Here is a 19,587-nt window from a genome sequence, read left to right as displayed (position 1 = left end):
CCCGCTGCCCCCTCCAGTCATGAAATCGGTTCGGCACCTCGGGGGACGAGGGTCAGCAGACTGGCCTCCGGACGGCACGCGAACCGCGCGGGCGCGTACTTGCTGTGCCCCAGCCCGGCCGACACGTTCAGCAGCGACGCGCCGGTCGGTGCCTCGGAGGAGGGCCGGCCGTGCGCGCCCGGCCACCAGCGTGAGACGCCCTTGGCGCGCCCGCGGTCGAGGTCGCAGTTGGTCACCAGCGCCCCGTAGAACGGCACCGCCAGCTGTCCGCCGTGGGTGTGCCCGGCCAGCAGCAGCTGGGCGCCGTCGGCACTCATCCCGTCCAGGACGCGGGTGTACGGCGCGTGCAGGACTCCCAGCGTGAGCGCGGCGTCGGTGTCGGCCGCCGCGGACACGTCCTCGTACCGGTCGTAGTCCAGGTGCGGGTCGTCGACGCCGACGAGCTCGACGTCCAGGCCGCGGATGTCGACCCTCGTACGCCGGTTGTTCAGGTCGGTCCAGCCGCCCCCGGTGAACCCGGCGACGAGCTCGTCCACGGGCAGCGGGGTGGACCCGAGGTTGGCCCCTCGCTCGTGAGAGAGGTTGAAGTAGCGCATCGGGTTCTTCGGTGTCGGCGCGAAGTAGTCGTTGGACCCCAGGACGAAGCAGCCGGGTACCTCCAGCAGCGGCTCGAACGCCCGCAGCACCGCCGGCACCGCCTCCAGGTCCGAGCAGTTGTCGCCGGTGTTGACGACGTAGTCCGGCTCGAGCCCGGCCAGCGCCTGCACCCACCCGATGCGGTGCTCCTGCCGCGGCACGAGGTGCAGGTCGGACACGTGCAGCACGCGCAGCGGCCGGCTACCGGGCGCGAGGACGGGCAGGGTGGTCCGGCGCAGCGCGTACCAGTGCCGTTCGACGAGCGTGGCCCAGCCGAGCGCCGCCGCTCCGGCGCCGACGGTGAGGGCAGCGGCACGGCGTACGGACATGGCGGTCATCCTCGCACCGCCACAGCCGAGCGAGGCATGGGGCGCGGGCAACTCGATGGAGCCGACTCCAGCCGCCTGCCAGACTGGCGCCATGACCGACCTGAAGGCCACTCTGCGTTCCGACCTCACCGACGCCATCCGTGCCCGTGACCAGCTGCGCTCCGGCACGCTGCGGATGACCCTCGCCGCCATCGGCAACGCCGAGGTCGCCGGTACGGAGTCGCGGACGCTCTCCGACGACGAGGTCCTGACGGTCATCACCAAGGAGGCCAAGAAGCGCCGCGAGGCCGCGCTGGCCTTCGACGGCGCCGACCGCTCCGAGCTCGCCGACAAGGAGCGGGCCGAGCTGGCGGTGCTGGAGACCTACCTGCCCAAGCAGCTCAGCGACGAGGAGCTGGACGCCCTCGCCGCCGAGGGGGTCCTCGAGGCCGGCGCGTCCGGGATGGCCCAGATGGGCGACGTGATGAAGGTCGTGCAGCCCAAGGTCGCCGGCCGCGCCGAGGGTGGTCGGGTCGCCGCCGCCGTACGCCGCGCGCTCAGCGCCTAGTCGCAGGACCTACGCACGACGAGGCCCGCCGGAGCGATCGCTCCGGCGGGCCTCGTCGTGCACGCCCGGACTACTTCTTCTTGCCCTTGGTGCCGGTCGGCTGGCTCGTCGGCGAGCTGGTGGGGTTGCTCGCGCCCGGGTCCTTGATGGTGGTCATGGCGTCCGGCGGCGCGGTACCGACCATCGTGGCCGGAGGCGCCGGGAACCGGAGCATCGGCTGACCCTTGAGCGTCTCGTCCATGATGGTCTTCCACATCGGGGCGGCCAGCGTGCCACCGAAGACGTACTCGTCACCGGTGTCCAGGCCGGGCAGCTTGATGCCCTTCATGGCGATGAGCGTGCCGTCGTCGTTGTGCTTGCCGCCGTTCGGGCCGTCGTCCGCGCGGCCGACCCACACCGCGGTGGTCAGCTGCGGCGTGGATCCGACGAACCAGGTCGAGATCGCCTGGTTCATGGTTCCCGTCTTGCCGAACGCGTCGCGCCCGCCGGCGAGCTTGGACTTCGTGGCGGTGCCGCTCGGGACGTTGAACGGTGCGTGGAAGATGCTGACCGTGCCGGCCGCGATCTGCGGCGAGATCACCTGCTTGCACGGGTCGACCTTGAGCGGCAGGGCCTTGCCCTGGCTGTTCTTGATCGAGATGACGGGGCGGGGCGAGCAGTACTTCCCGCCCGCGGCGACGGTCGCGTACGCGTTCGCGAGCATCAGCGGCGAGCTGTTGTCTCCCAGGGTCACGGCCGACGGTCCGCGGTAGATCGGGTCGCCGTTGACCCGCTTCATGCCGAAGTCGGTGACGGTCTTGTGCACGTTGCACGAACCGACCTCCTTGACCAGCTCGGCGAAGCCGGTGTTGATCGACTGCCCGAGGAGCACCGGCAGCGTGCGCGGTCCGGGGGAGAAGGTCGTGTCGTTGCGGACGTGCCAGTCACCCCGCGGACTGCGACCGAGGCCGCAGGCCTTGAGCGGGAAGTCCTTGGAGGTGAACTTCACCGCCGGGTCCTTGTCCTCACCGCGCGTCTCGTTGTACGCCGGCACCTTGACCGTCGAGTTGATCTGCCGGCCCTCCTTGAGGGCGGTGACGATCGAGAACAGCTTGGCCGACGAGCCGATGTTGAACCCGCTGCTGGACGGCGTCGGAACGACGTAGTTGAGCCCGGTCTTCCCGGCGCCGCGCGTGTTGCTGTAGACGGTGTTCTGGCCCATCGCCTGCACGAGTCCGGTGCCGGGCTGGATCATCACCGCGGCGGTCTGGATGTCAGCCGGGTCCGCGACGGGCACGCGGCTCTTGAGCGTGCGGTCGATGGTGGCCATCTTCTTGGGGTCCATCGCCGTCTGCACCTGCAGGCCGCCGGCTTGCAGGGCCCGCAGGCGCTCGCGCGGCGTCTTGCCGAGGGCCGGCTGACCGAGCAGCCAGTCCTGGACGTAGTAGCAGAAGTAGGCGTACTGCTTCTTCTGCGCGCAGCTCTGGTCGAAGTTCGTGACGCGCAGGTCGTCCGACATCTTCCGGGCGCGCGCCTGGGCGTGCTGCTCCGGGGTGATGTACTTCTGCTCCAGCATCCGGTCCAGGACGGTGTTGCGGCGGGCGGTGGACGCCTGCGGGTCGTGGATCGGGTCGGTCTGCCCCGGCCGCTGCACGACACCGGCGAGCGTCGCCGCCTGGCTCACGCTCAGCCTGGACGCCGGCACGTTGAAGTAGTGCTTGGCCGCCGCCTCGACGCCGTACTGCTGGTCGCCGAAGTAGACCGTGTTGAGGTAGCCCTCGAGGATCTGGGTCTTGGACATCTTCTGCTCGAGCGTCACCGCGTACTTCAGCTGCTGCAGCTTGCGCAGGTAGCCCTCGGTGCCGGTCCGGGAGATGGCGTCCTGGGCGGCCTGCTTGTCGCCGGACTTCAGCGCCTGGCTCTGCATGACGACCTTGACGTACTGCTGCGTCAGCGTGGAGGCGCCCTGGGTGCCGCTGCTCACGACGTTGGAGACGACCGCGCGCGCCAGGCCCTGGGGGTCCACACCGCCGTGCTCGAAGAAGCGCTTGTCCTCGATCGCGACCTGGGCCTGCTGCATGAGCGGCGAGATCTTCGACAGCGGGACCACGATCCGGTTCTCGTCGTACGGCGTCGCGATGACCGAGCCGTCGGCGGCCAGGATGCGGGACTGCTGGTTCAGCGGGTTGAGCTCGAAGTCGCTCGGCAGCCCGTTGAACATCGAGACGCTCTTCTTGGCGGCCTGGCCCGTGGCGCCCACCGCCGGTAGGACCAGTCCCGCGGCGAGCAGTCCGAGCACCATCGAGGTGGCGAGCAGTGCTCCGAGAAGGCTCAGGACATTGGCCATCCGGGTCGCTTGACGCATGGTCATCAGGGTAACCCGCCGACCCGTGCGCTCCGGCCAGGGCGAGGGCGGGGCGTCGCCGGGGTGTCCCCGTCGCGTGATCCCGGTCGCACGACCTGGTCACTAGTCCGAGTAGTCCTAAAGGACTACTCGTAAATGGTCCCAGCGGGCTCTACCGGGGTGCTGCCCGCCCTTCGTAGCCTTTTTGCACCCGTGGGGGCGGGTACGACAATTTATTGGAGGCCACACCCTCATGACCGCGATTGCTCCGGAAACGCAGCTGTGGGACGACAACTGGGCCGCCCGGGCCGTGTGCCGCTCGGGCTCACCGGACGAGCTCTTCGCCAAGGGCGCCGCACAGCAGACCGCCAAGGTCATCTGCCAGCGCTGTCCTGTCGTGGCGGAGTGCCTGGCGGACGCCTTGGACAACCGCACCGAGTACGGCGTCTGGGGTGGGATGACCGAGCGCGAGCGTCGTGCGCTGCTGCGCCGTCGCCCGGACGTGCGTTCGTGGGCGTCCCTCTTCAAGACCGCGCGTGCGGACGAGGCGAACAGCCTCACCTGATGCACGACCGCCGCCCGGCCGTCACGCGCCGGTCAGGCTCTCACCGATCTGACGTAGCTCCTCGACGTCGTTGACGTCGTGTGCCGCTGACGGCACCTGCACCTGGGCGATGTCCGGGTGGGAGGCCGTGAAGCGGCCCACCGCGGCGGCGTGCCTGACCGACTGCTCGGCGATGTCCGCGTGCAGCCGCAGGAGGGCTGCCGAGTCGGCCGGTGACCAGCCAGAGCGGGACGGCTCGTCGTCGAGACTCTCGGCGGCGGCGACCGCACGCGCGGCGGACAACGACGGCACGTATGTCATCTGCACCCGGTTGACGACCAGCCCGGCCAGGGGCATCCCCTCCTCGGCGAGCCGGTCGACGAAGTAGGACGCCTCGCGCAGGGCGTCCCGCTCGGGGGTGGCCACGACGAGGAACGCCGTGCCGGGGTTCTGCAGCAGCGCGAACGTCTGCTCAGCCCGCTCGCGGAACCCGCCGAACATCGTGTCCAGCGCGGCGACGAAGGTCTGCACGTCGGCGAGGAACTGGGCGCCGAGGACCTTGGCCATCGCGCCGCTGACCGCTCCGACGCCCACGGAGACGACCTTGAGGTAGGCGCGGCCGCCCACCTTGGCGGGCGCCGTCAGCAACCGGATGAACCGCCCGTCCAGGAACGACCCGAGCCGCTTGGGGGCGTCCAGGAAGTCCAGCGCGGACCGCGACGGAGGGGTGTCGACGACGATCAGGTCCCAGCGCGGACGTCCGTCCACCCGCTCGGCCATCAGCTGGCCGAGGCGCTCCATCGCCATGTACTCCTGCGTCCCTGCGAACGAGCTCGACACCGCCTGGTAGAAGGGGTTCGCCAGGATCTGCTGCGCCTTGTCCGGCGCGGCGTGGTTGAGCACCACCTCGTCGAAGGTGCGCTTCATGTCCAGCATCATCGCGTCGAGTGAGCCGCCCGCCGAGCGGTCGACGGTCGGGACGGGGACCGGCTCGTTGCCCATCTCCTCCAGGCCCAGCGCCTGAGCGAGCCGACGGGCCGGATCGATGGTGAGCACCGCGACCGTCCGGCCGGCCTCGGCGGCGCGTACGGCGACGGCCGCGGCCGTGGTCGTCTTGCCGACGCCGCCGGACCCGCAGCACACGATGGTCCGGGTCGCGGAGCTCTCGATGAGCGTGTCGACGTCCAGAACGTCCACCTCGTGGGTCACTGCGGTCATCCGGCCGTCCCCTCGCTCTCGTCCTGGTTCGCGCAGATGCCCTGACCGGCGAGCGCGTCGGCCAGCTCCCTCAGCCCGCCGGCGTCCAGGCCGTCCCGCAGCAGCGGCAGGTGGTACGTCGGTCGCTCCAGCCGGGCGATCTCGGCGCGCTCCTGCGCCTCCAGCTCCAGCCGGTCGCCGAGGTCGAGGCCGGTCTGGACCAGCCCGCCGGTGAGCACCGGCCCGACCCGTAGGCCGGCCGAGCCGAGGTCCTTCTCCAGCAGGGTCGTGCCGTCGGGGTCCTCCCGCAGCGTGGCGACCGCCTGCGGGCTCAGCAGCGGCTGGCGCTCCTGGTTGACGATGATCGCGCCGACGCGCATCCCGATGCGCTCCAGCTCGGCGGCGGCGTCGATGGTCTCCTGGACCGGCATCTCCTCCAGGAGGGTCACCAGGTGGACCACGGTCTGGGGCGACTGCAGCAGCCGGGTGATGGAGTCGGCCTGCTGCCGTACCGGCCCGACCTTCGCCAGACCCGCGACCTCGTGGTTGACGTTGAGGAACCGCCCGATCCGTCCGGTCGGCGGTGCGTCCAGGACGACGGCGTCGTACGTCCGGTCCCCGCCGCGCCGCTTGCCCTCGCGACGCCCGACGGCCTCGTACACCTTGCCGATCAGCAGGACGTCCCGGACGCCCGGCGCGATCGTCGTCGCGAAGTCGACGACGCCGAAGCGCTCGAGCATCCCGCCGGCGCGCCCGAGCTTGTAGAACATCTGGAGGTACTCCATCAGCGCGGCCTTGGCGTCGACCGACAGGCCGACGACCTCGCCGCCGTGCAGCCCGCGGGCGACGCGGCGTTCCTCCTCGCCCAGCTGCGGGACGTCGAAGGTCTGGCTGATGCCCTGACGGGCCTCGACCTCGACGAGCAGGACGCGGCTGCCCTCGGTGGCGAGTGCCATCGCCAGGGCCGCCGCGACGGTCGTCTTGCCGGTGCCGCCCTTGCCGCTGACGATGTGCAGCCGGACGCCCGCCCAGTCGGATGAGGTTGGTCGGCGGTCGCTCACCCGTCCGAGACTAGATGTCGACTCGGCGCCCGGGGGAGGGGGCGTCCCATGGCCTACTCGCGAGTACGCGCCAGACATGACACGGTGCCGACGATCGTCGCGGCATCGCGTGCACCATCGTGGACGAGATGTCAGGTCGATCATCAAGGAACGATCGCCGGGCCCGCGCGGACGCGCCCCGACGGAGGCAGGAGGCAGCAATGAGCTCGGAACGGCTGACCCCGGTACGACCCAACGGTCGCGCGCACGTCGTCGTGGTCGGTGCGGGAATGGTCGGTCTCTCGACCGCCTGGTTCCTGCAGGAGCACGACGTCGACGTGACGGTCATCGAGCGCAGCGGCGTCGCGGCCGGCAGCTCGTGGGGCAACGCCGGCTGGATCTCGCCCGGCCTGAGCGTGCCGCTGTCCGACCCGTCGGTGCTCAAGTACGGCCTCAAGGCGGTCCTGGACCCCAACTCGCCGCTGTACGTGCCGCTCCGGCCGGACCCTCGCCTGGCCCGCTTCCTGCTCGGCTTCGCCCGCCGCTGCACGCCGGGTCAGTGGATGCGCACCATGCACGACTTCGTCCCGGTGAACCGCCGGGCGCTCGGGGCGTACGACGCCCTGGAGGCCGGTGGCGTGAAGGCCATCTCGCACGAGGCGCCGATCATGGCCGCCTTCCTCAAGGCCGCGGACGCCGCGGGCCTGGAGCACGAGATCGAGCTGATCCACCAGGCCGGTCTGGACCTGGAGACCACCGAGGTCGACAACGCCACGCTGCGCGCCGAGCTGCCGATCGTCTCCGACCGCGTCGAGCGCGCGATCCGCATCGGCGGCCAGCGCTACATCGACCCCGGCGCCTACGTCGACGCGCTCGCCGCGGCCGTGCAGGAGCGCGGTGGCGAGGTGGTCATCGGCTCGAACGTCCGGGCGCTGCGCCACGGTCCGCAGGGCGTCACCGTCGAGATGGTGTCCGGCGAGCCGGTCCACGGCGACGCGGTCGTCCTGGCCACCGGCGCCTGGCTGCCCGAGCTCGCCGCCCGCTGCGGCGTGCGGGTCCCGCTGCGCGCCGGTCGCGGCTACTCCTTCTCGGTCGCGGTCACCGAGCCCGCCGCCAAGCCCGTGCCGTGCCCGGTCTACTTCCCGTACGAGCGGGTCGCGTGCACGCCGTACGGCGACCGGCTGCGGGTCGGCGGCACGATGGAGTTCGCCGACACCGAGGCCCCGCTCAACGCCGACCGCGTCGACGCCATCGTCCGCTCCGGCCGGCCGCTGCTGTCCGGCGTCGACTGGGACGACCGGCAGGACGTCTGGGTCGGCGGCCGTCCGGTCACCGTCGACGGGCTGCCGCTCGTCGGGGCGACCAAGGTCCCGCGCGTCTGGGTCAACGGCGGTCACGGCATGTGGGGCATCACCCTCGGCCCGCTGTCCGGCCAGCTGCTCGCCGAGCAGATGGTCAGCGGTGTCGTCCCGTCCGAGCTGCGCCCGTTCGACCCGACCCGCTAGCCCCCGCCCCCTCCGGCAAATCTTGATCGCCGGCACAGGCATGCATGTGCCGGCGACCACCTTCTGCCGGGGGTGGGACGTCCCGGGGCGGTCGTTAGTCTCTCGCTCATGACTGCATGGGAGTACGCGACTGTCCCGCTCATGATCCACGCGACCAAGCAGATCCTCGACCAGTGGGGCGAGGACGGCTGGGAGCTGGTGCAGGTCGTGCCGGGTCCTGACGGCACCGGCCTGGTGGCCTATCTGAAGCGTCCGAAGGAGAGCTGATCCATGTCCGTCGTCGAGGACAACCTCGCCGCCCTTGGCCTGTCCGTACCCGATGTCGCCACGCCCGCGGGGTCGTACGTCCCCGCGCTGCGGCACGGCGACCTCGTCTACACCTCGGGGCAGATCCCCGTCGCCGGCGGTGAGCTGCAGGCGGTCGGCAAGGTCGGCGCCGAGGTGTCGGCCGAGGACGCCGCAGCGTGCGCGCAGACCTGTGTCCTGAACGCCCTGGCCGCGGTCAAGGCTGTGATCGGTGACCTCGACAAGGTCACCCAGGTCGTGAAGGTGCTCGGCTTCGTCGCCTCCGACCCGGCGTTCGACGGTCAGCCCGGTGTCATCAACGGCGCGAGCGACCTGATCGGGAAGGCGTTCGGCGACAAGGGCGCCCACGCCCGCTCGGCGGTCGGCGTCGCGGTGCTGCCGAAGAATGTGCCGGTCGAGGTCGAGATCGTCGTCGCGGTCCAGGACTGACGTGAGCGCTGAGCCGAGCACCACGGCCGTCGACTTCCCGGTCGGCGGCCGGCTCGGCGAGGCGGCGCTCGCCTCGCTCGACGGTCGTGCCGACCCGCCTCCCGCCCCGCGGCTTGCCTCGACGGTCATGCTCGTGCGGCACGGATCCGCCTGTCCCGTCGAGGTCTTCATGCTCCGCCGGGTGCCGACGATGGAGTTCGCGCCGTCGATGTGGGTGTTCCCCGGCGGCGGCGTCGACGCCCGCGACGCCGATGCCGGTCTGCCGTGGGCCGGTCCGTCGCCGGCCGAGTGGGCCGCGCGCATCGGCGTCGACGAGCCCACCGCGAGACAGCTCGTCATCGCCGCGGTCCGCGAGGTCTTCGAGGAGTGCGGTGTGCTGCTGGCCGGGACCGACGCCGACCGGGTGGTCGGCGACGTGTCCGGGGACGAGTGGCAGGCCGAGCGCGAGGCGCTGCTGTCGCGCGAGCAGTCGTTCGCGCAGCTGCTCTCCCGTCGCCGGCTGGTGCTGCGCTCGGACCTGCTGACGCTGCAGGACCACTGGCTGACCCCGGAGTTCGAGCCGAAGCGGTACGACACGTACTTCTTCGCCGCGCTCCTGCCCGAGGGACAGATCGCCGACGACGCGACGACCGAGGCGGACACCGCGGTCTGGGTCGACCCGAAAGACCTTCTGGCGCAAGCCGACTCGCGCGAGGCCCGGATGCTGCCGCCGACGGTCGTCAACGTCCGCCGGGTGGCCGGTGCGACGAGCCCTGAGGAGCTCGTGGCGGCCCGGCCGCCCGTCGTCCGCGTCATGCCGGAGCCGGTGCGTACCGACGGCGGCGTCGTGCTGCGGGCCTACCTGCCCGACCGGTGATCAGCCGTTGGCGAGGGCGGTCAGCCGCGACAGGTCGCCGTTGAAGTAGTCCTTGTCGACCGGCGTGCTCGTGTACTGCCAGAACGTGTAGTACCCCCACCCGTTCGGGAGGGTGCCGGCCGAGCCGGCGTACTTCGCGATCCACAGCGGGTTCGTGCCGCCGAAGGCTGCGCTGTTGCCGGTGCAGGTGGTCCACCAGTCGGTCGTGCTGTAGATGATCGCGTCCCGGCCGGTGCGGGAGCGGTAACGATCGGTGAAGGCCTTGATCCAGGAGACCATCGCGCTCTGCGAGAGGCCGTAGCAGGTGGCGCCGTACGGGTTGTACTCGATGTCGAGCACGCCGGGCAGCGTCTTGCCGTCGCGCGACCAGCCGCCGCCGTGCGAGATGAAGTAGTCGGCCTGCGTGGCGCCGCTGCTGTCGTTGGGGGTGGCGAAGTGGTAGGCGCCACGGATCATGCCGACGTCGTACGAGCCGTTGTACTGCTGGGTGAAGTTCGGGCTGACGTAGTAGTCGCCCTCCGTCGCCTTGGTGTACGCGAACCGCACCCCCTGGCCCCAGTAGGTGGCCCAGTCGACATCGCCCTGATGGGAGCTGACGTCGATCCCGTTGACGACGGCGGCGAGTCCGGGTGACGGCGCGGACGCCGGTGCCGCGCCGGCGGTGTCGGACCAGCCCATGTACGCCTCGCCGCGCTGGTCGACCCCGTGCGCGCGGGCGTTGGGGGTCGGGCCGGACCGGGTGGCGGCCTCGGCGACCGTGGAGGTGGCCAGCCCGAGGGCGGCGACGATGCTGATGGCGGCGGTGAGGGGTCGGGTGAATCTCATGGGGCACTCCCGGAGGATGAGCGGCCTGGCCGGATGATCAGCCTTGCCCAAGGTAAGAGTGAGAATGTCAAACAGTTACCAATCTCGGGTCAAGGCCTGGTCAGAGGCGACGTTGCTAGCGTTCCCGCTGTGACGACGAACTCCGCGAGCGAGGCCTGGTCCGGCGGCCGGGTCGGCGAGCGCGCCCTCTGCGTGCGCTGCCCCAACCCCGGCCCGATGACGTTGGAGGGCACCAACACCTGGGTCCTGGCCGAGCCGGGCGCCGACCGCGTCGTGGTGGTCGACCCCGGCCCGCTCGACGAGGACCACCTGGAGCGCGTACTGGAGCAGGTCGGGACGCGTACGGTCGCGCTCACCGTGCTGACCCACAGCCACGACGACCACGCCGGGTCCGCCGAGCGGTGGGCCGAGCTCACCGGCGCTGCGGTGCGCGGCGCCGGCCGCGGTGAGCCGTTCGCCGACGACGAGCGGATCACGGTGGCCGGCCTGGAGCTGCGGGTGATCCTGACCCCCGGCCACACCCGTGACTCCGTGTCGGTCGTGCTCCCGGCGGACCGCCTGCTGCTCACCGGCGACATGGTCCTCGGCCGGGGCACCTCGGTGGTCGCGCACCCGGACGGCGACGTCGCCTCCTACCTCGCCTCGCTGGACCGGATGATCGCTCTCACCGACGAGGAGGTGGACGCGATCGCGCCGGGCCACGGGCCGTTCCTGCCGGACGCACGCGCGGTGCTGCAGTACTACCGCGACCATCGCCGGGCCCGGCTGGAGCAGGTCCGCGCCGCGCTGGACGAGGGCGCGGCCGAGGCCGACGACCAGGTCGAGGCCGTCGTCGAGAAGGTGTACGCCGACGTCGACCGTGCGGTCTGGCCGGCGGCCCGGCTCACCGTCCGCGCCCAGCTGGACTACCTCGCGCGGGCCTGACCCAGGGAGCGGTCCGAACACCTGACATCTGTCATGGGCGGGCGCGCGGCGTCCGTTGTTCGATCAGCGCACCGGCGTCATCCACCGGTGCCGCCCGTCGGGGGAGGACGGCAGTCATCACCCCGAGGGAGTCTTCGTGTCTCATCCATCATCCCGTCTGCTCCTCGCCGCCGTCGGCGCCACCGCGCTCGCGGCTCTGTCGGTCGGAGCAGCCGACGCCTCCTCGTCCGGCCGCCACGACCTGGCCGGCAGCAAGGCGTCCTGGGCGACGTCCGCCCACCGCGCAGGTGCGTCCGACCCGGCCACCACCGTGAACTTCCGCGTCTACCTGCAGGGCCGCGACGACGCGGGCGCGCAGGCCTACGCCGCGGCGGTCTCGACACCGGGCAGCCCGCAGTACCGCACGTTCCTCACCCCCGCGCAGTACCGTCAGCGGTTCGCGCCGACCGCCTCGCAGGTCAGCGCGGTCAAGCAGTGGCTGCACGCGCAGGGCCTCACCGTGGGCTACACCCCGGGCAACAACCGGTACGTCGAGGCGCACGGCAGCCTCGGCAAGGCGGCCACGGCGTTCGGGACGTCGTTCTCGCAGTACAGCTACGCCGGCCACACGCTGCGCTCCAACGACACGCCGCTGTCGGTGCCGAGCACGCTCGGCGGGGTCGTCGCCGTCATCGGCCTGGACGACTCGACCGAGCTGGTCCAGCACCAGACCGTCCCGCCGGCACCCGTCTTCGTCAACGCGCAGCCGTGCTCGGCCTACTGGGGCGAGAAGACGGTCGCCAACACCCCGACACCGGACGGGACGAGACTGCCGTCCTCACCCAGCGCGTTCGCCCCGTGCGGCTACGCCGGCGCCCAGCTGCAGAAGGCGTACGGCGTCAACAGCGCCATCGCCTCGGGCAACGACGGCCGCGGCGTCACGGTCGCGGTGATCGACGCGTACGCCTCGCCGACGGCCGCCCAGGATCTCGAGACCTACTCGGCCGCGCACGGGCTGCCGTCCACCAAGGGCCTGTTCACCCAGGACGTCGCGCCGGGGACCTACAACCGGGCGACCAACAAGAAGCAGGACCCACAGGGCTGGGCGGGTGAGGAGAGCCTGGACCTCGAGGCCGTCCACACGACCGCTCCGGGCGCGAACATCCGTTACGTCAGCGCCCCGAACAACTACCGCGACCTGGACGCCGCGCTGAACCACGTCGTCGACAAGCACAGCGCCGACATCATCACCAACTCCTACGGGTACGGCGGTGAAGCGCTGCCGCAGGGCTACATCAAGCCGCAGCTGGACGCCCAGATCCAGGCGGCGACCGAGGGCATCAGCGTGTTCTTCAGCTCCGGCGACTCCGGTGACGAGACCGGCGGGGACTCCTCCGTCGCGCCGACCCCGGACTGGCCGGCGTCGAGCCCGTGGGTGACTGCCGTCGGCGGCACGTCCCTCGGGGTGGCCCAGGACGGCAGCCGGCAGTTCGAGCTCGGCTGGGAGACCGCGCGCAGCACCCTCTCCGGCGGCGCCTGGACCACGCCGGCGTACCAGTACGGCTCCGGAGGCGGCACGTCGCGCCTGTTCGCGCAGCCGGCGTACCAGCAGGGCGTCGTGCCGGACTCGCTGAGCCGGACCTACGGCGGCGGCGCGATGCGCGTCGTGCCGGACGTCTCGGCGCTGGGCGACCCGACGACGGGCATGCGGGTCGGGCAGACCCAGACGTTCCCCGACGGCCACACGGCCTACTCGGAGTACCGCATCGGCGGCACGAGCCTCGCCTCGCCGCTGTACGCGGGCATCTGGGCGCTGGCGGTGCAGAAGCACGGCGCCTACGGCCTGGCCAACCCGACGCTGTACGCCGCCCGCGGGGTCTCGTACGACATCACCAAGAACGACCGGGCGGCCTACCCGGGCGCGGTGCGCGTCGACTACAAGAACGGGGTGGACGCCGCCCAGGGCTACGTCTACACGGCGCGCTGGTTCGACGTCGACGAGCCGCTGACGATCCACGTGCGCTCCGGCTACGACGACGTCACCGGTGTCGGCTCCCCGAACGGCCAGGCCTGGCTGGACGCCGTCACGCGGTGACACCGATGTCCTCCGGTCGCGGGAGGTGACGGGCTCGCGACCGGAGGCTGCACGACGAAGCGGCCGACCCCGAGGACAGGGTCGGCCGCTTCGCTGATGCTGCGGTCAGCGCGCGCGGCGCTGGAGGCGCTCGACGTCGAGCAGGGTCACCGCGCGGGCCTCGAGCTTGAGCCAGCCGCGCGAGGCGAAGTCGGCGAGGGCCTTGTTGACCGTCTCGCGGGAGGCGCCGACCAGCTGGGCGAGCTCCTCCTGGGTGAGGTCGTGGGCGACGAGCACACCGTCCTCGGCCGGTCGGCCGAAGCGGGAGGAGAGGTCCAGCAGGGCCTTGGCGACGCGGCCGGGCACGTCGGTGAAGACGAGGTCGCCGAGCGCCTCGTTGGTGCGGCGCAGACGGCGGGCGAGCGCGCCGAGCATGGTGATGGCGACCTCGGGGCGGCCGCCGAGGAACGTCGTGAGGTCCTTGTGGCTGAGGCCGACGAGCTCGGTGCCGGCGACGGCCGTCGCGGTCGCGGTGCGCGCGCCGGGGTCGAACAGCGAGAGCTCGCCGAGCATCTCACCGGGGCCGAGGATGGCCAGGAGGTTCTCGCGGCCGTCGGGCGAGCGGCGGCCGAGCTTCACCTTGCCCGCGGTGATGACGTACAGGCGGTCGCCCTGGTCGCCCTCGCGGAACAGCTCCTCGCCGCGCTCGATCCGGTTACGGGTCATCTGCCCCAGGAGCGCCTCGGCAGCCTCGTCGTCAAGGGGTGCGAACAACGGTGCACGGCGTACGACATCCATATCCACGCGGTCAGTCTGCCACGCACGCCGGACCACCGGTCGTACGTCAGGGCCGTGCGCCGCGCCCGGCGGCCACCGCGGACCCGTCGGCGGCCGGTGCGCGGGTGTCGGCCGCTGCACTTAGGGTCGGGAGGGTGAAGCGTCTCGACGTCTCCCAGGAGACCCCGGTCGGCCGGACCCGTCGCGCCCGCAAGATGTATCGCGCCCTGCACGAGAAGTACCCGTACGCCCACTGCGAGCTCGACTTCGAGAGTCCGCTCCAGCTGCTGGTCGCCACGATCCTGTCGGCCCAGACGACCGACGTGATGGTCAACCGGGTGACACCTCGGCTGTTCGCGCACTACCCGGACGCGGCGGCGCTCGCGGCGGCCGACCGGACCGAGATGGAGGAGCTGCTCAAGCCCACCGGCTTCTTCCGCGCCAAGACGAACTCGGTGATCACGCTCGGCCAGGCCCTCGTGGAGCGGTTCGACGGGGAGGTGCCGCCGCGGCTGAAGGACCTGGTGACGCTGCCCGGCGTCGGCCGCAAGACCGCGAACGTCGTCCTCGGCAACGCCTTCGACATCCCAGGCATCACGGTCGACACCCACGTCGGCCGGCTCGTCCGCCGGTTCGGCTGGACCACCGAGACCGACGCCGTGAAGGTCGAGCACGCCGTGGGCGCGCTCTTCCCGCGCAAGGACTGGACGATGCTCAGCCACGTGCTGATCTTTCACGGCCGCCGGATGTGCCACGCCAAGAAGCCCGCCTGCGGTGTGTGCCCCGTCGCCCAGTGGTGCCCCTCGTACGGCGACGGCGAGACCGATCCAGTCAAGGCGGCCAGGCTGCTGAAGTTCGAGCTCGCCCCCGGCGCGCCGGCCGCGGGGGAGCAGGTCCGCACCGCATGAGCACGTCCACCGCCGCGGCTCCCGTGCCCGACTGGCTGCAGCGCGTGGCCGACACCTCGCACGAGGACATGCCGCTCGTACGCCGCCTCGCGGGCGCGCCGCTCGGCCGCCAGTCCGCGGTCCTGATGCTGTTCGGGCCGGGCGACGGCGCCGGACCGGACGTCGTGCTCACCGAGCGGTCCTCGACGCTGCGCCGGCACGCTGGCCAGGTGTCGTTCCCCGGCGGGGTGGTCGACGACACCGACGCCGACCTGGTCGCCGCCGCCATGCGGGAGGCGCGCGAGGAGATCGACCTGGCGCCCGACGGTGTCCGCGTCGTGGGCGAGCTCCCGCGGCTCCCGCTGTCGGTCACCGGCTACTCCGTGACGCCTGTGCTCGCCTGGTGGGAGCGCCCGTCCACGATCCGCGCGGTCGACCCCGCGGAGGTCGCGCGGGTGGTCCAGATCCCGGTCGCGGCGCTGGTGGACCCCGCCCACCGGTTCACCGCCACCCACCCGTCGCGGGCGTTCAAGGCGCCGGCCTTCGAGGTGGGCGACGTCTACGTGTGGGGGTTCACGGCGATCGTCCTGGCCGAGACGCTCGACCTCGCGGGTCTGACCCGGCCGTGGGACGTCGAGGACGAGCGGGTCGTCCCCGAGCGGTTCATGCGGCGCTGACCGTCCCCAGCCAGCGGGTGAGCAGCGCGTTGGTCTCCGCGGGCGCCTCCTCGGGGATGAAGTGGCCGACGCCGGGGAGGGTGACCTCCTCGTACGACCCGGTGCACCACTCCTGCGAACCCGTCGAGCTGCTGGGCAGGACGCAGCCGTCGGCGTCGCCGTGCACGTGCAGGACCGGGACGTCGATCGGCTGGCTGAGCCGCGAGACGAACCGGCGACCGTCCGAGCGCAGGACCGAACGCGCGACCCAGCGGTAGTACTCGGCCGCTGAGTGCGCGACGAACGGGAGGGTCAGGGCGTCGGCGTACAGCTCGCTGACCTCACCCGGCGGCCAGCTCGGACGGCCGGACCAGGCGGACATCAGCCGGCGGACGTACCGCGGCCCGGCGACCATCTGCCGCTCCGGGACGAACGGCCGCTGCAGGGCCAGCAGGTAGGCGTTGGCGCGGACCTGGCGCATGCTGCGGGCCGAGGCCTGGCGCATCACCATCGGGTGCGGCATGCCGAGCGAGGCGACCGCCTGGGTCACGTCGGGTTGCATGCTCGCCATCGACCAGGCGATCCAGCCGCCCCAGCCGTGCCCGACCACCGTCGCCCGCCGGACGCCGAGGCAGCGGATCACCGCGGCGACGTCGGCGGCCAGGGTGAACGTGTCGTACCCCTGTGGCGGCTTGTCGGACGCGCCGTACCCCCGCAGGTCCATCGCGGCGACGCGGTAGCCGGCCGCGGCGAGTGCGGGGATCTGCTCGCGCCAGGCCCACCAGAACTCGGGGAACCCGTGCAGCAGGACCACCAGCGGGCCCTCGCCGGCCTCGACCAGGTGGAACCGCGCGCCGTTCGCGGCGACGAGGCGGTGCTCCCACGGACCGTCGATCATGACGCGGGAGACGTCGACGGAGCTCATCGGCCGCGCATCCTCCTGCGGCCCGGGCGCGGGATCACCAGGTCGCGGTCGTCGACGCGGCGTCCCCGGAGGGACGCCGCGTCTGAAGTGGGGTCAGCCCTTGGCGGGCTTGATGGCCTTCACGGTCTGCTGGGCGTTGGCGATGGTCTTCTTCGGGCCGCCGCGCATCTTCTTCAACGAGCTGCGCCCGAGCAGCGCCAGGATCAGCGTGATGAGCAGCAGCACGCCGGCGACGATCAGCAGGCTGAGCCACAGCGAGAGCCCGGCGGCGTGGATGCCCCAGGCCGCTGCCAGCAGCAGGAACATCAGCATGTACAGCGCGAACAGCCCTGCTGCCGCGAGCAGTCCGCCGCCCTTGCCGGCCTTGCTCACCTCGGACTTCATCTCGAGCTTGGCCAGGTCGATCTCGCCCTTGACGATGCCGGAGAGGTCGGTCGAGGCGTCCGCGACCAGCTGGCCGAGCGTGCGTTCGGACCCGTTGGTGCTGATGGCCATCGCTTCCTCCTGTTACGTCGCTTCACGGGCGTCGGCCCGTGCCGGTGCTTCCCAGACACTACCCATCGGTCGCGGATGCAAGCGAGAGCGTCCCCATGGTGTGTACATCACGGGCCGGTGGGACGGCCAGATCACGCCTGCGCCGGGTGGTCGTAGCAGTCCGGTACGCCGTCGCCGTCGTCGTCGCGGGTCTCGTACTCCTCGATGCGCCGGTAGGTGGCGTTGCGCAGCCGGAGCACGACGGCGGCGAGCAGCGCGGCCAGGACCGAACCGGCGAGGACGCCGATCTTGACGTGCTCGTCGGCTGCGGAGCCCGTTCCGAACGCCAGCTCCCCGATCAGCAGCGAGACGGTGAACCCGATGCCGGCGAGCAGGCTGAGCCCGAGCACGTCGGACCAGGCAAGGTCGTCGCTCAGCTCGGCGCGGGTGAACCGCGCGACCAGGAACGTCCCGCCGAGGACACCGACGCACTTGCCGGCGACGAGGCCGGCGACCACGCCGATCGTGACCGGGTCGCGCAGCGCGTCGCCGAACCCGCCGTCGACGACGGTGACCCCGGCTGCCATGAACGCGAACACCGGTACCGCGACTCCGGCGGACAGCGGTCGCAGCCGGTGCTCGAGGTCCGCGGCGTGCGAGGAGGACCCGTCCGCGGAGCCGCCGCGCGCATCGCGGACGGGAACCAGCAGCCCGAGGACGACGCCGGCGATGGTGGCGTGGATGCCGGACCCGTGCACCAGCGCCCAGGTCAGCACGCCGAGGGGCAGGAGCAGCCAGGGGGTGCGTACGCCGCGCTGCACGAGCACCCCGAACGCCGCGATCGGCAGCAGCGCCAGACCGAGCACGACCAGGTCGAGGTCGGCGGTGAAGAACATCGCGATGATGGTGATCGCGATGAGGTCGTCGACCACCGCGAGCGTGAGCAGGAAGGACCGCAGCGCCGACGGCAGGTGGGTCCCGAGCACCGCGAGCACGGCGAGCGCGAAAGCGATGTCGGTGGCCGTCGGCACCGCCCAGCCGGCCGGGCGGCCGTCCGCGGCGATGTTGACGACCGTGTAGACGACGGCCGGGACGACCACGCCGCACGCCGCCGCAACGACCGGTACGGCGGCGCGGGACGGTTCGCGCAGGTCGCCGACGACGAACTCCTGCTTCAGCTCCAGGCCGACGACGAAGAAGAAGATCGCGAGCAGCCCGTCCGACGCCCAGTGGGCGAGGCTCAGGTCGAGTCCCAGGGCCGCGGGTCCGACGTGGGCGTCGCGCAGGGCGGTGTAGCCGTCGCGCCACGGCGTGTTCGCCCACACCACGGCCAGCAGGGCGGCGACCAGCAGCAGGGCGCCGCCGACCGTCTCGGCGCGTAGGGCGGCGGCGATCCGGTGGGCCTCGGGCCAGGAGCCTCTGCTGAGCAGGCGTGGTGCGCGAGGAGTCGGCAGGACCATCGGTCGCCCCCTTCGAAGGGTCGGGTGTCGGTGTCGCCGCGAGCGCTCGCGACGGCCGACCAGACTTCCCGGCTCACCACCGCCCATCGTAGTTGTCCGGGTGCCGGCCCGTCCTTGGTGCGAGCGCGGGACGCGTCAGAGGTCGGTGAAGCCGACGTGCCGCGCGGCAGTCGCGAACGTGTGCGCCGCGAACGCGTCGGCCGGGTCGAACGTGTTGCGCAGCTGCCCGAACAGCTCGAAGCTGATCGCGCCGTAAACCTGCGTCCAGGCCTGGGCCAGCCGCAGCACCACTGGTTCGGGGACGCTCATCCCGAGCGCCTCACCCATCGCCGCGCACTGCCCCGCGAGCACCCGGCCGAGGGGCGGTCCCGGCTCGTGCACCTCGAGCGTCCCCGCGTCGTACGCCTCCTGCACGAGCGCGGCGGCGGCGCGGGGCGTACGCGTCGCGATGTCGGTGGTGGCCTCCGGTGCGTGGTAGCCGGGCACGGGGGAGCCGTAGAGCAGGGCGTACTCGTGCGGGTGCTCCTGACCCCAGGTGCGCAGCGCGCCGCACAGCCGGACGAATCGCCGCCCCGGCGTGGTCCGCGCGGACGCGGCGTGCTCGGCGGCGTCGGCGACCGCGCCGTACGCCTCGCTGATCAGTGCGGTGAGCAGGTCGTCCCGGCTCGCGACGTAGCGGTACACCGCGGACGACACCATCCCGACCTCGCGAGCGACCGCGCGCAGGGAGAGGCCGTCCGCGCCGCGCTCGGCGAGCTCGCGGCGGCCGGCCTCCAGGATCGCCGCCATGACCTCCTGCCGAGCGCGCTCGCGGGCAGTCCGGGGCGGGTCTGTCGTCATGGGAGGGGAGCGTGCCATCCAAGAGCGGTGCTCGCAAGAGAGAGCACTGCTCTT

General features: G+C 72.0%; 20 protein-coding genes. 10 read left to right on the top strand and 10 right to left on the bottom strand.

Translation table 11 applies throughout. The features are described from left to right. Nucleotides 1-17: 17 nt before the first annotated feature. Nucleotides 18-974 carry a metallophosphoesterase gene (locus P4R38_RS11280; protein ID WP_277192208.1) on the bottom strand — a complete coding sequence of 319 codons (957 nt, stop codon included), beginning with the start codon at nt 972-974 and terminating at the stop codon, nt 18-20. An 82-nt stretch (nt 975-1,056) separates the two neighbouring features. Between P4R38_RS11280 and P4R38_RS11275 the strand changes: the two genes are divergently transcribed. Then, the gene (locus tag P4R38_RS11275) at nt 1,057-1,512 is read left to right on the top strand and encodes a GatB/YqeY domain-containing protein (RefSeq protein ID WP_275238248.1); all 456 of its coding nucleotides are present in this window, start codon (nt 1,057-1,059) and stop codon (nt 1,510-1,512) included. A 70-nt stretch (nt 1,513-1,582) separates the two neighbouring features. Here the strand turns inward: P4R38_RS11275 and P4R38_RS11270 are convergent, their stop codons facing one another. Then, the gene (locus tag P4R38_RS11270; protein WP_277192207.1) at nt 1,583-3,856 is read right to left on the bottom strand and encodes a transglycosylase domain-containing protein; all 2,274 of its coding nucleotides are present in this window, start codon (nt 3,854-3,856) and stop codon (nt 1,583-1,585) included. Nucleotides 3,857-4,088: 232 nt separating this feature from the next. Here P4R38_RS11270 and P4R38_RS11265 point away from each other — a divergent pair, with 232 nt between their 5' ends. Next, the gene (locus P4R38_RS11265; RefSeq protein WP_275238250.1) at nt 4,089-4,400 is read left to right on the top strand and encodes a WhiB family transcriptional regulator; all 312 of its coding nucleotides are present in this window, start codon (nt 4,089-4,091) and stop codon (nt 4,398-4,400) included. Nucleotides 4,401-4,421: 21 nt separating this feature from the next. On the opposite strand, the gene P4R38_RS11260 is transcribed toward P4R38_RS11265, so the two are convergent. Together P4R38_RS11260 and P4R38_RS11255 are read right to left on the bottom strand one after the other, a co-directional pair. Beyond that, the gene (locus P4R38_RS11260) at nt 4,422-5,597 is read right to left on the bottom strand and encodes an ArsA family ATPase (protein ID WP_277192206.1); all 1,176 of its coding nucleotides are present in this window, start codon (nt 5,595-5,597) and stop codon (nt 4,422-4,424) included. Further along, nucleotides 5,594-6,637 carry an ArsA-related P-loop ATPase gene (locus P4R38_RS11255; protein ID WP_277192205.1) on the bottom strand — a complete coding sequence of 348 codons (1,044 nt, stop codon included), beginning with the start codon at nt 6,635-6,637 and terminating at the stop codon, nt 5,594-5,596. Before P4R38_RS11255 ends, P4R38_RS11260 begins: the two co-directional genes overlap by 4 nt. Nucleotides 6,638-6,837: 200 nt before the next feature. Between P4R38_RS11255 and P4R38_RS11250 the strand changes: the two genes are divergently transcribed. The 4 genes from P4R38_RS11250 to P4R38_RS11235 all read left to right on the top strand — a co-directional run bounded on the left by P4R38_RS11250 (nt 6,838) and on the right by P4R38_RS11235 (nt 9,712). Next, entirely contained in the window at nt 6,838-8,121 is a 1,284-nt protein-coding gene (locus tag P4R38_RS11250) for an NAD(P)/FAD-dependent oxidoreductase (protein WP_277192204.1), read from the top strand. A gap of 108 nt (nt 8,122-8,229) precedes the next feature. Then, nucleotides 8,230-8,388, top strand: a complete 159-nt coding sequence (locus tag P4R38_RS11245) for a DUF4177 domain-containing protein (protein WP_275238254.1) — start codon at nt 8,230-8,232, stop codon at nt 8,386-8,388. A 3-nt stretch (nt 8,389-8,391) separates the two neighbouring features. Then, nucleotides 8,392-8,856, top strand: coding sequence for a RidA family protein (locus P4R38_RS11240; RefSeq protein WP_275238255.1), 465 nt, complete (start codon nt 8,392-8,394; stop codon nt 8,854-8,856). Between the two features lies 1 nt (nt 8,857). Continuing rightward, nucleotides 8,858-9,712 (top strand): NUDIX hydrolase, encoded by an 855-nt coding sequence (locus P4R38_RS11235; RefSeq protein WP_277192203.1) that lies wholly within the window; start codon nt 8,858-8,860, stop codon nt 9,710-9,712. Here the strand turns inward: P4R38_RS11235 and P4R38_RS11230 are convergent, their stop codons facing one another. Next, entirely contained in the window at nt 9,713-10,537 is an 825-nt protein-coding gene (locus P4R38_RS11230) for a lysozyme (protein ID WP_277192202.1), read from the bottom strand. 129 nt (nt 10,538-10,666) lie between these two features. Between P4R38_RS11230 and P4R38_RS11225 the strand changes: the two genes are divergently transcribed. Then, nucleotides 10,667-11,461 carry an MBL fold metallo-hydrolase gene (locus P4R38_RS11225; RefSeq protein ID WP_275238258.1) on the top strand — a complete coding sequence of 265 codons (795 nt, stop codon included), beginning with the start codon at nt 10,667-10,669 and terminating at the stop codon, nt 11,459-11,461. Nucleotides 11,462-11,597: 136 nt separating this feature from the next. Continuing rightward, a complete protein-coding gene (locus tag P4R38_RS11220; protein ID WP_277192201.1) occupies nt 11,598-13,535 on the top strand; it encodes a S53 family peptidase in 1,938 nt (645 codons plus the stop codon). A 105-nt stretch (nt 13,536-13,640) separates the two neighbouring features. Here the strand turns inward: P4R38_RS11220 and P4R38_RS11215 are convergent, their stop codons facing one another. Next, nucleotides 13,641-14,318: a Crp/Fnr family transcriptional regulator gene (locus tag P4R38_RS11215; RefSeq protein WP_277192200.1), complete on the bottom strand. Its 678-nt coding sequence runs from the start codon at nt 14,316-14,318 to the stop codon at nt 13,641-13,643. Nucleotides 14,319-14,506: 188 nt separating this feature from the next. On the opposite strand from P4R38_RS11215, the gene nth reads away from it, so the two are divergent. Continuing rightward, nucleotides 14,507-15,199 carry an endonuclease III gene (nth, locus tag P4R38_RS11210; protein ID WP_277192284.1) on the top strand — a complete coding sequence of 231 codons (693 nt, stop codon included), beginning with the start codon at nt 14,507-14,509 and terminating at the stop codon, nt 15,197-15,199. After that, the gene (locus P4R38_RS11205; RefSeq protein ID WP_277192199.1) at nt 15,196-15,855 is read left to right on the top strand and encodes an NUDIX hydrolase; all 660 of its coding nucleotides are present in this window, start codon (nt 15,196-15,198) and stop codon (nt 15,853-15,855) included. Before nth ends, P4R38_RS11205 begins: the two co-directional genes overlap by 4 nt. On the opposite strand, the gene P4R38_RS11200 is transcribed toward P4R38_RS11205, so the two are convergent. From P4R38_RS11200 to P4R38_RS11185, 4 genes are all read right to left on the bottom strand, one after another. Continuing rightward, on the bottom strand, nt 15,842-16,759 hold the full coding sequence (locus P4R38_RS11200) for an alpha/beta fold hydrolase (protein WP_277192198.1): 918 nt from the start codon (nt 16,757-16,759) through the stop codon (nt 15,842-15,844). The genes P4R38_RS11205 and P4R38_RS11200 overlap by 14 nt on opposite strands. Before the next feature lie 93 nt (nt 16,760-16,852). After that, nucleotides 16,853-17,254, bottom strand: coding sequence for a phage holin family protein (locus P4R38_RS11195; RefSeq protein ID WP_277192197.1), 402 nt, complete (start codon nt 17,252-17,254; stop codon nt 16,853-16,855). 131 nt (nt 17,255-17,385) lie between these two features. After that, on the bottom strand, nt 17,386-18,693 hold the full coding sequence (nhaA, locus tag P4R38_RS11190; protein WP_277192196.1) for a Na+/H+ antiporter NhaA: 1,308 nt from the start codon (nt 18,691-18,693) through the stop codon (nt 17,386-17,388). 135 nt (nt 18,694-18,828) lie between these two features. Further along, nucleotides 18,829-19,533, bottom strand: a complete 705-nt coding sequence (locus P4R38_RS11185) for a TetR/AcrR family transcriptional regulator (RefSeq protein WP_277192195.1) — start codon at nt 19,531-19,533, stop codon at nt 18,829-18,831. Between the last annotated feature and the right edge of the window lie 54 nt (nt 19,534-19,587).

The organism is Luteipulveratus flavus, from assembly GCF_029439465.1.
Taxonomy (GTDB): Bacteria; Actinomycetota; Actinomycetes; order Actinomycetales; family Dermatophilaceae; genus Luteipulveratus; species Luteipulveratus flavus.
The sequence above is the reverse complement of the archived record's forward strand: the minus strand, read 5'-3'. Positions and strand labels throughout refer to the sequence as shown.

Excerpts from the sequence above, each read along its gene's own strand:
- P4R38_RS11185 (WP_277192195.1), bottom strand. The coding sequence starts at position 19,533 with ATGACGACAGACCCGCCCCGGACTGCCCGCGAGCGCGCTCGGCAGGAG.
- P4R38_RS11260 (WP_277192206.1), bottom strand. The coding sequence starts at position 5,597 with ATGACCGCAGTGACCCACGAGGTGGACGTTCTGGACGTCGACACGCTC.
- P4R38_RS11245 (WP_275238254.1), top strand. The coding sequence starts at position 8,230 with ATGACTGCATGGGAGTACGCGACTGTCCCGCTCATGATCCACGCGACC.
- nth (WP_277192284.1), top strand. The coding sequence starts at position 14,507 with ATGTATCGCGCCCTGCACGAGAAGTACCCGTACGCCCACTGCGAGCTC.
- P4R38_RS11275 (WP_275238248.1), top strand. The coding sequence starts at position 1,057 with ATGACCGACCTGAAGGCCACTCTGCGTTCCGACCTCACCGACGCCATC.
- P4R38_RS11230 (WP_277192202.1), bottom strand. The coding sequence starts at position 10,537 with ATGAGATTCACCCGACCCCTCACCGCCGCCATCAGCATCGTCGCCGCC.
- P4R38_RS11195 (WP_277192197.1), bottom strand. The coding sequence starts at position 17,254 with ATGGCCATCAGCACCAACGGGTCCGAACGCACGCTCGGCCAGCTGGTC.
- P4R38_RS11280 (WP_277192208.1), bottom strand. The coding sequence starts at position 974 with ATGACCGCCATGTCCGTACGCCGTGCCGCTGCCCTCACCGTCGGCGCC.
- nhaA (WP_277192196.1), bottom strand. The coding sequence starts at position 18,693 with ATGGTCCTGCCGACTCCTCGCGCACCACGCCTGCTCAGCAGAGGCTCC.
- P4R38_RS11200 (WP_277192198.1), bottom strand. The coding sequence starts at position 16,759 with ATGAGCTCCGTCGACGTCTCCCGCGTCATGATCGACGGTCCGTGGGAG.
- P4R38_RS11250 (WP_277192204.1), top strand. The coding sequence starts at position 6,838 with ATGAGCTCGGAACGGCTGACCCCGGTACGACCCAACGGTCGCGCGCAC.
- P4R38_RS11265 (WP_275238250.1), top strand. The coding sequence starts at position 4,089 with ATGACCGCGATTGCTCCGGAAACGCAGCTGTGGGACGACAACTGGGCC.
- P4R38_RS11240 (WP_275238255.1), top strand. The coding sequence starts at position 8,392 with ATGTCCGTCGTCGAGGACAACCTCGCCGCCCTTGGCCTGTCCGTACCC.
- P4R38_RS11270 (WP_277192207.1), bottom strand. The coding sequence starts at position 3,856 with ATGCGTCAAGCGACCCGGATGGCCAATGTCCTGAGCCTTCTCGGAGCA.
- P4R38_RS11205 (WP_277192199.1), top strand. The coding sequence starts at position 15,196 with ATGAGCACGTCCACCGCCGCGGCTCCCGTGCCCGACTGGCTGCAGCGC.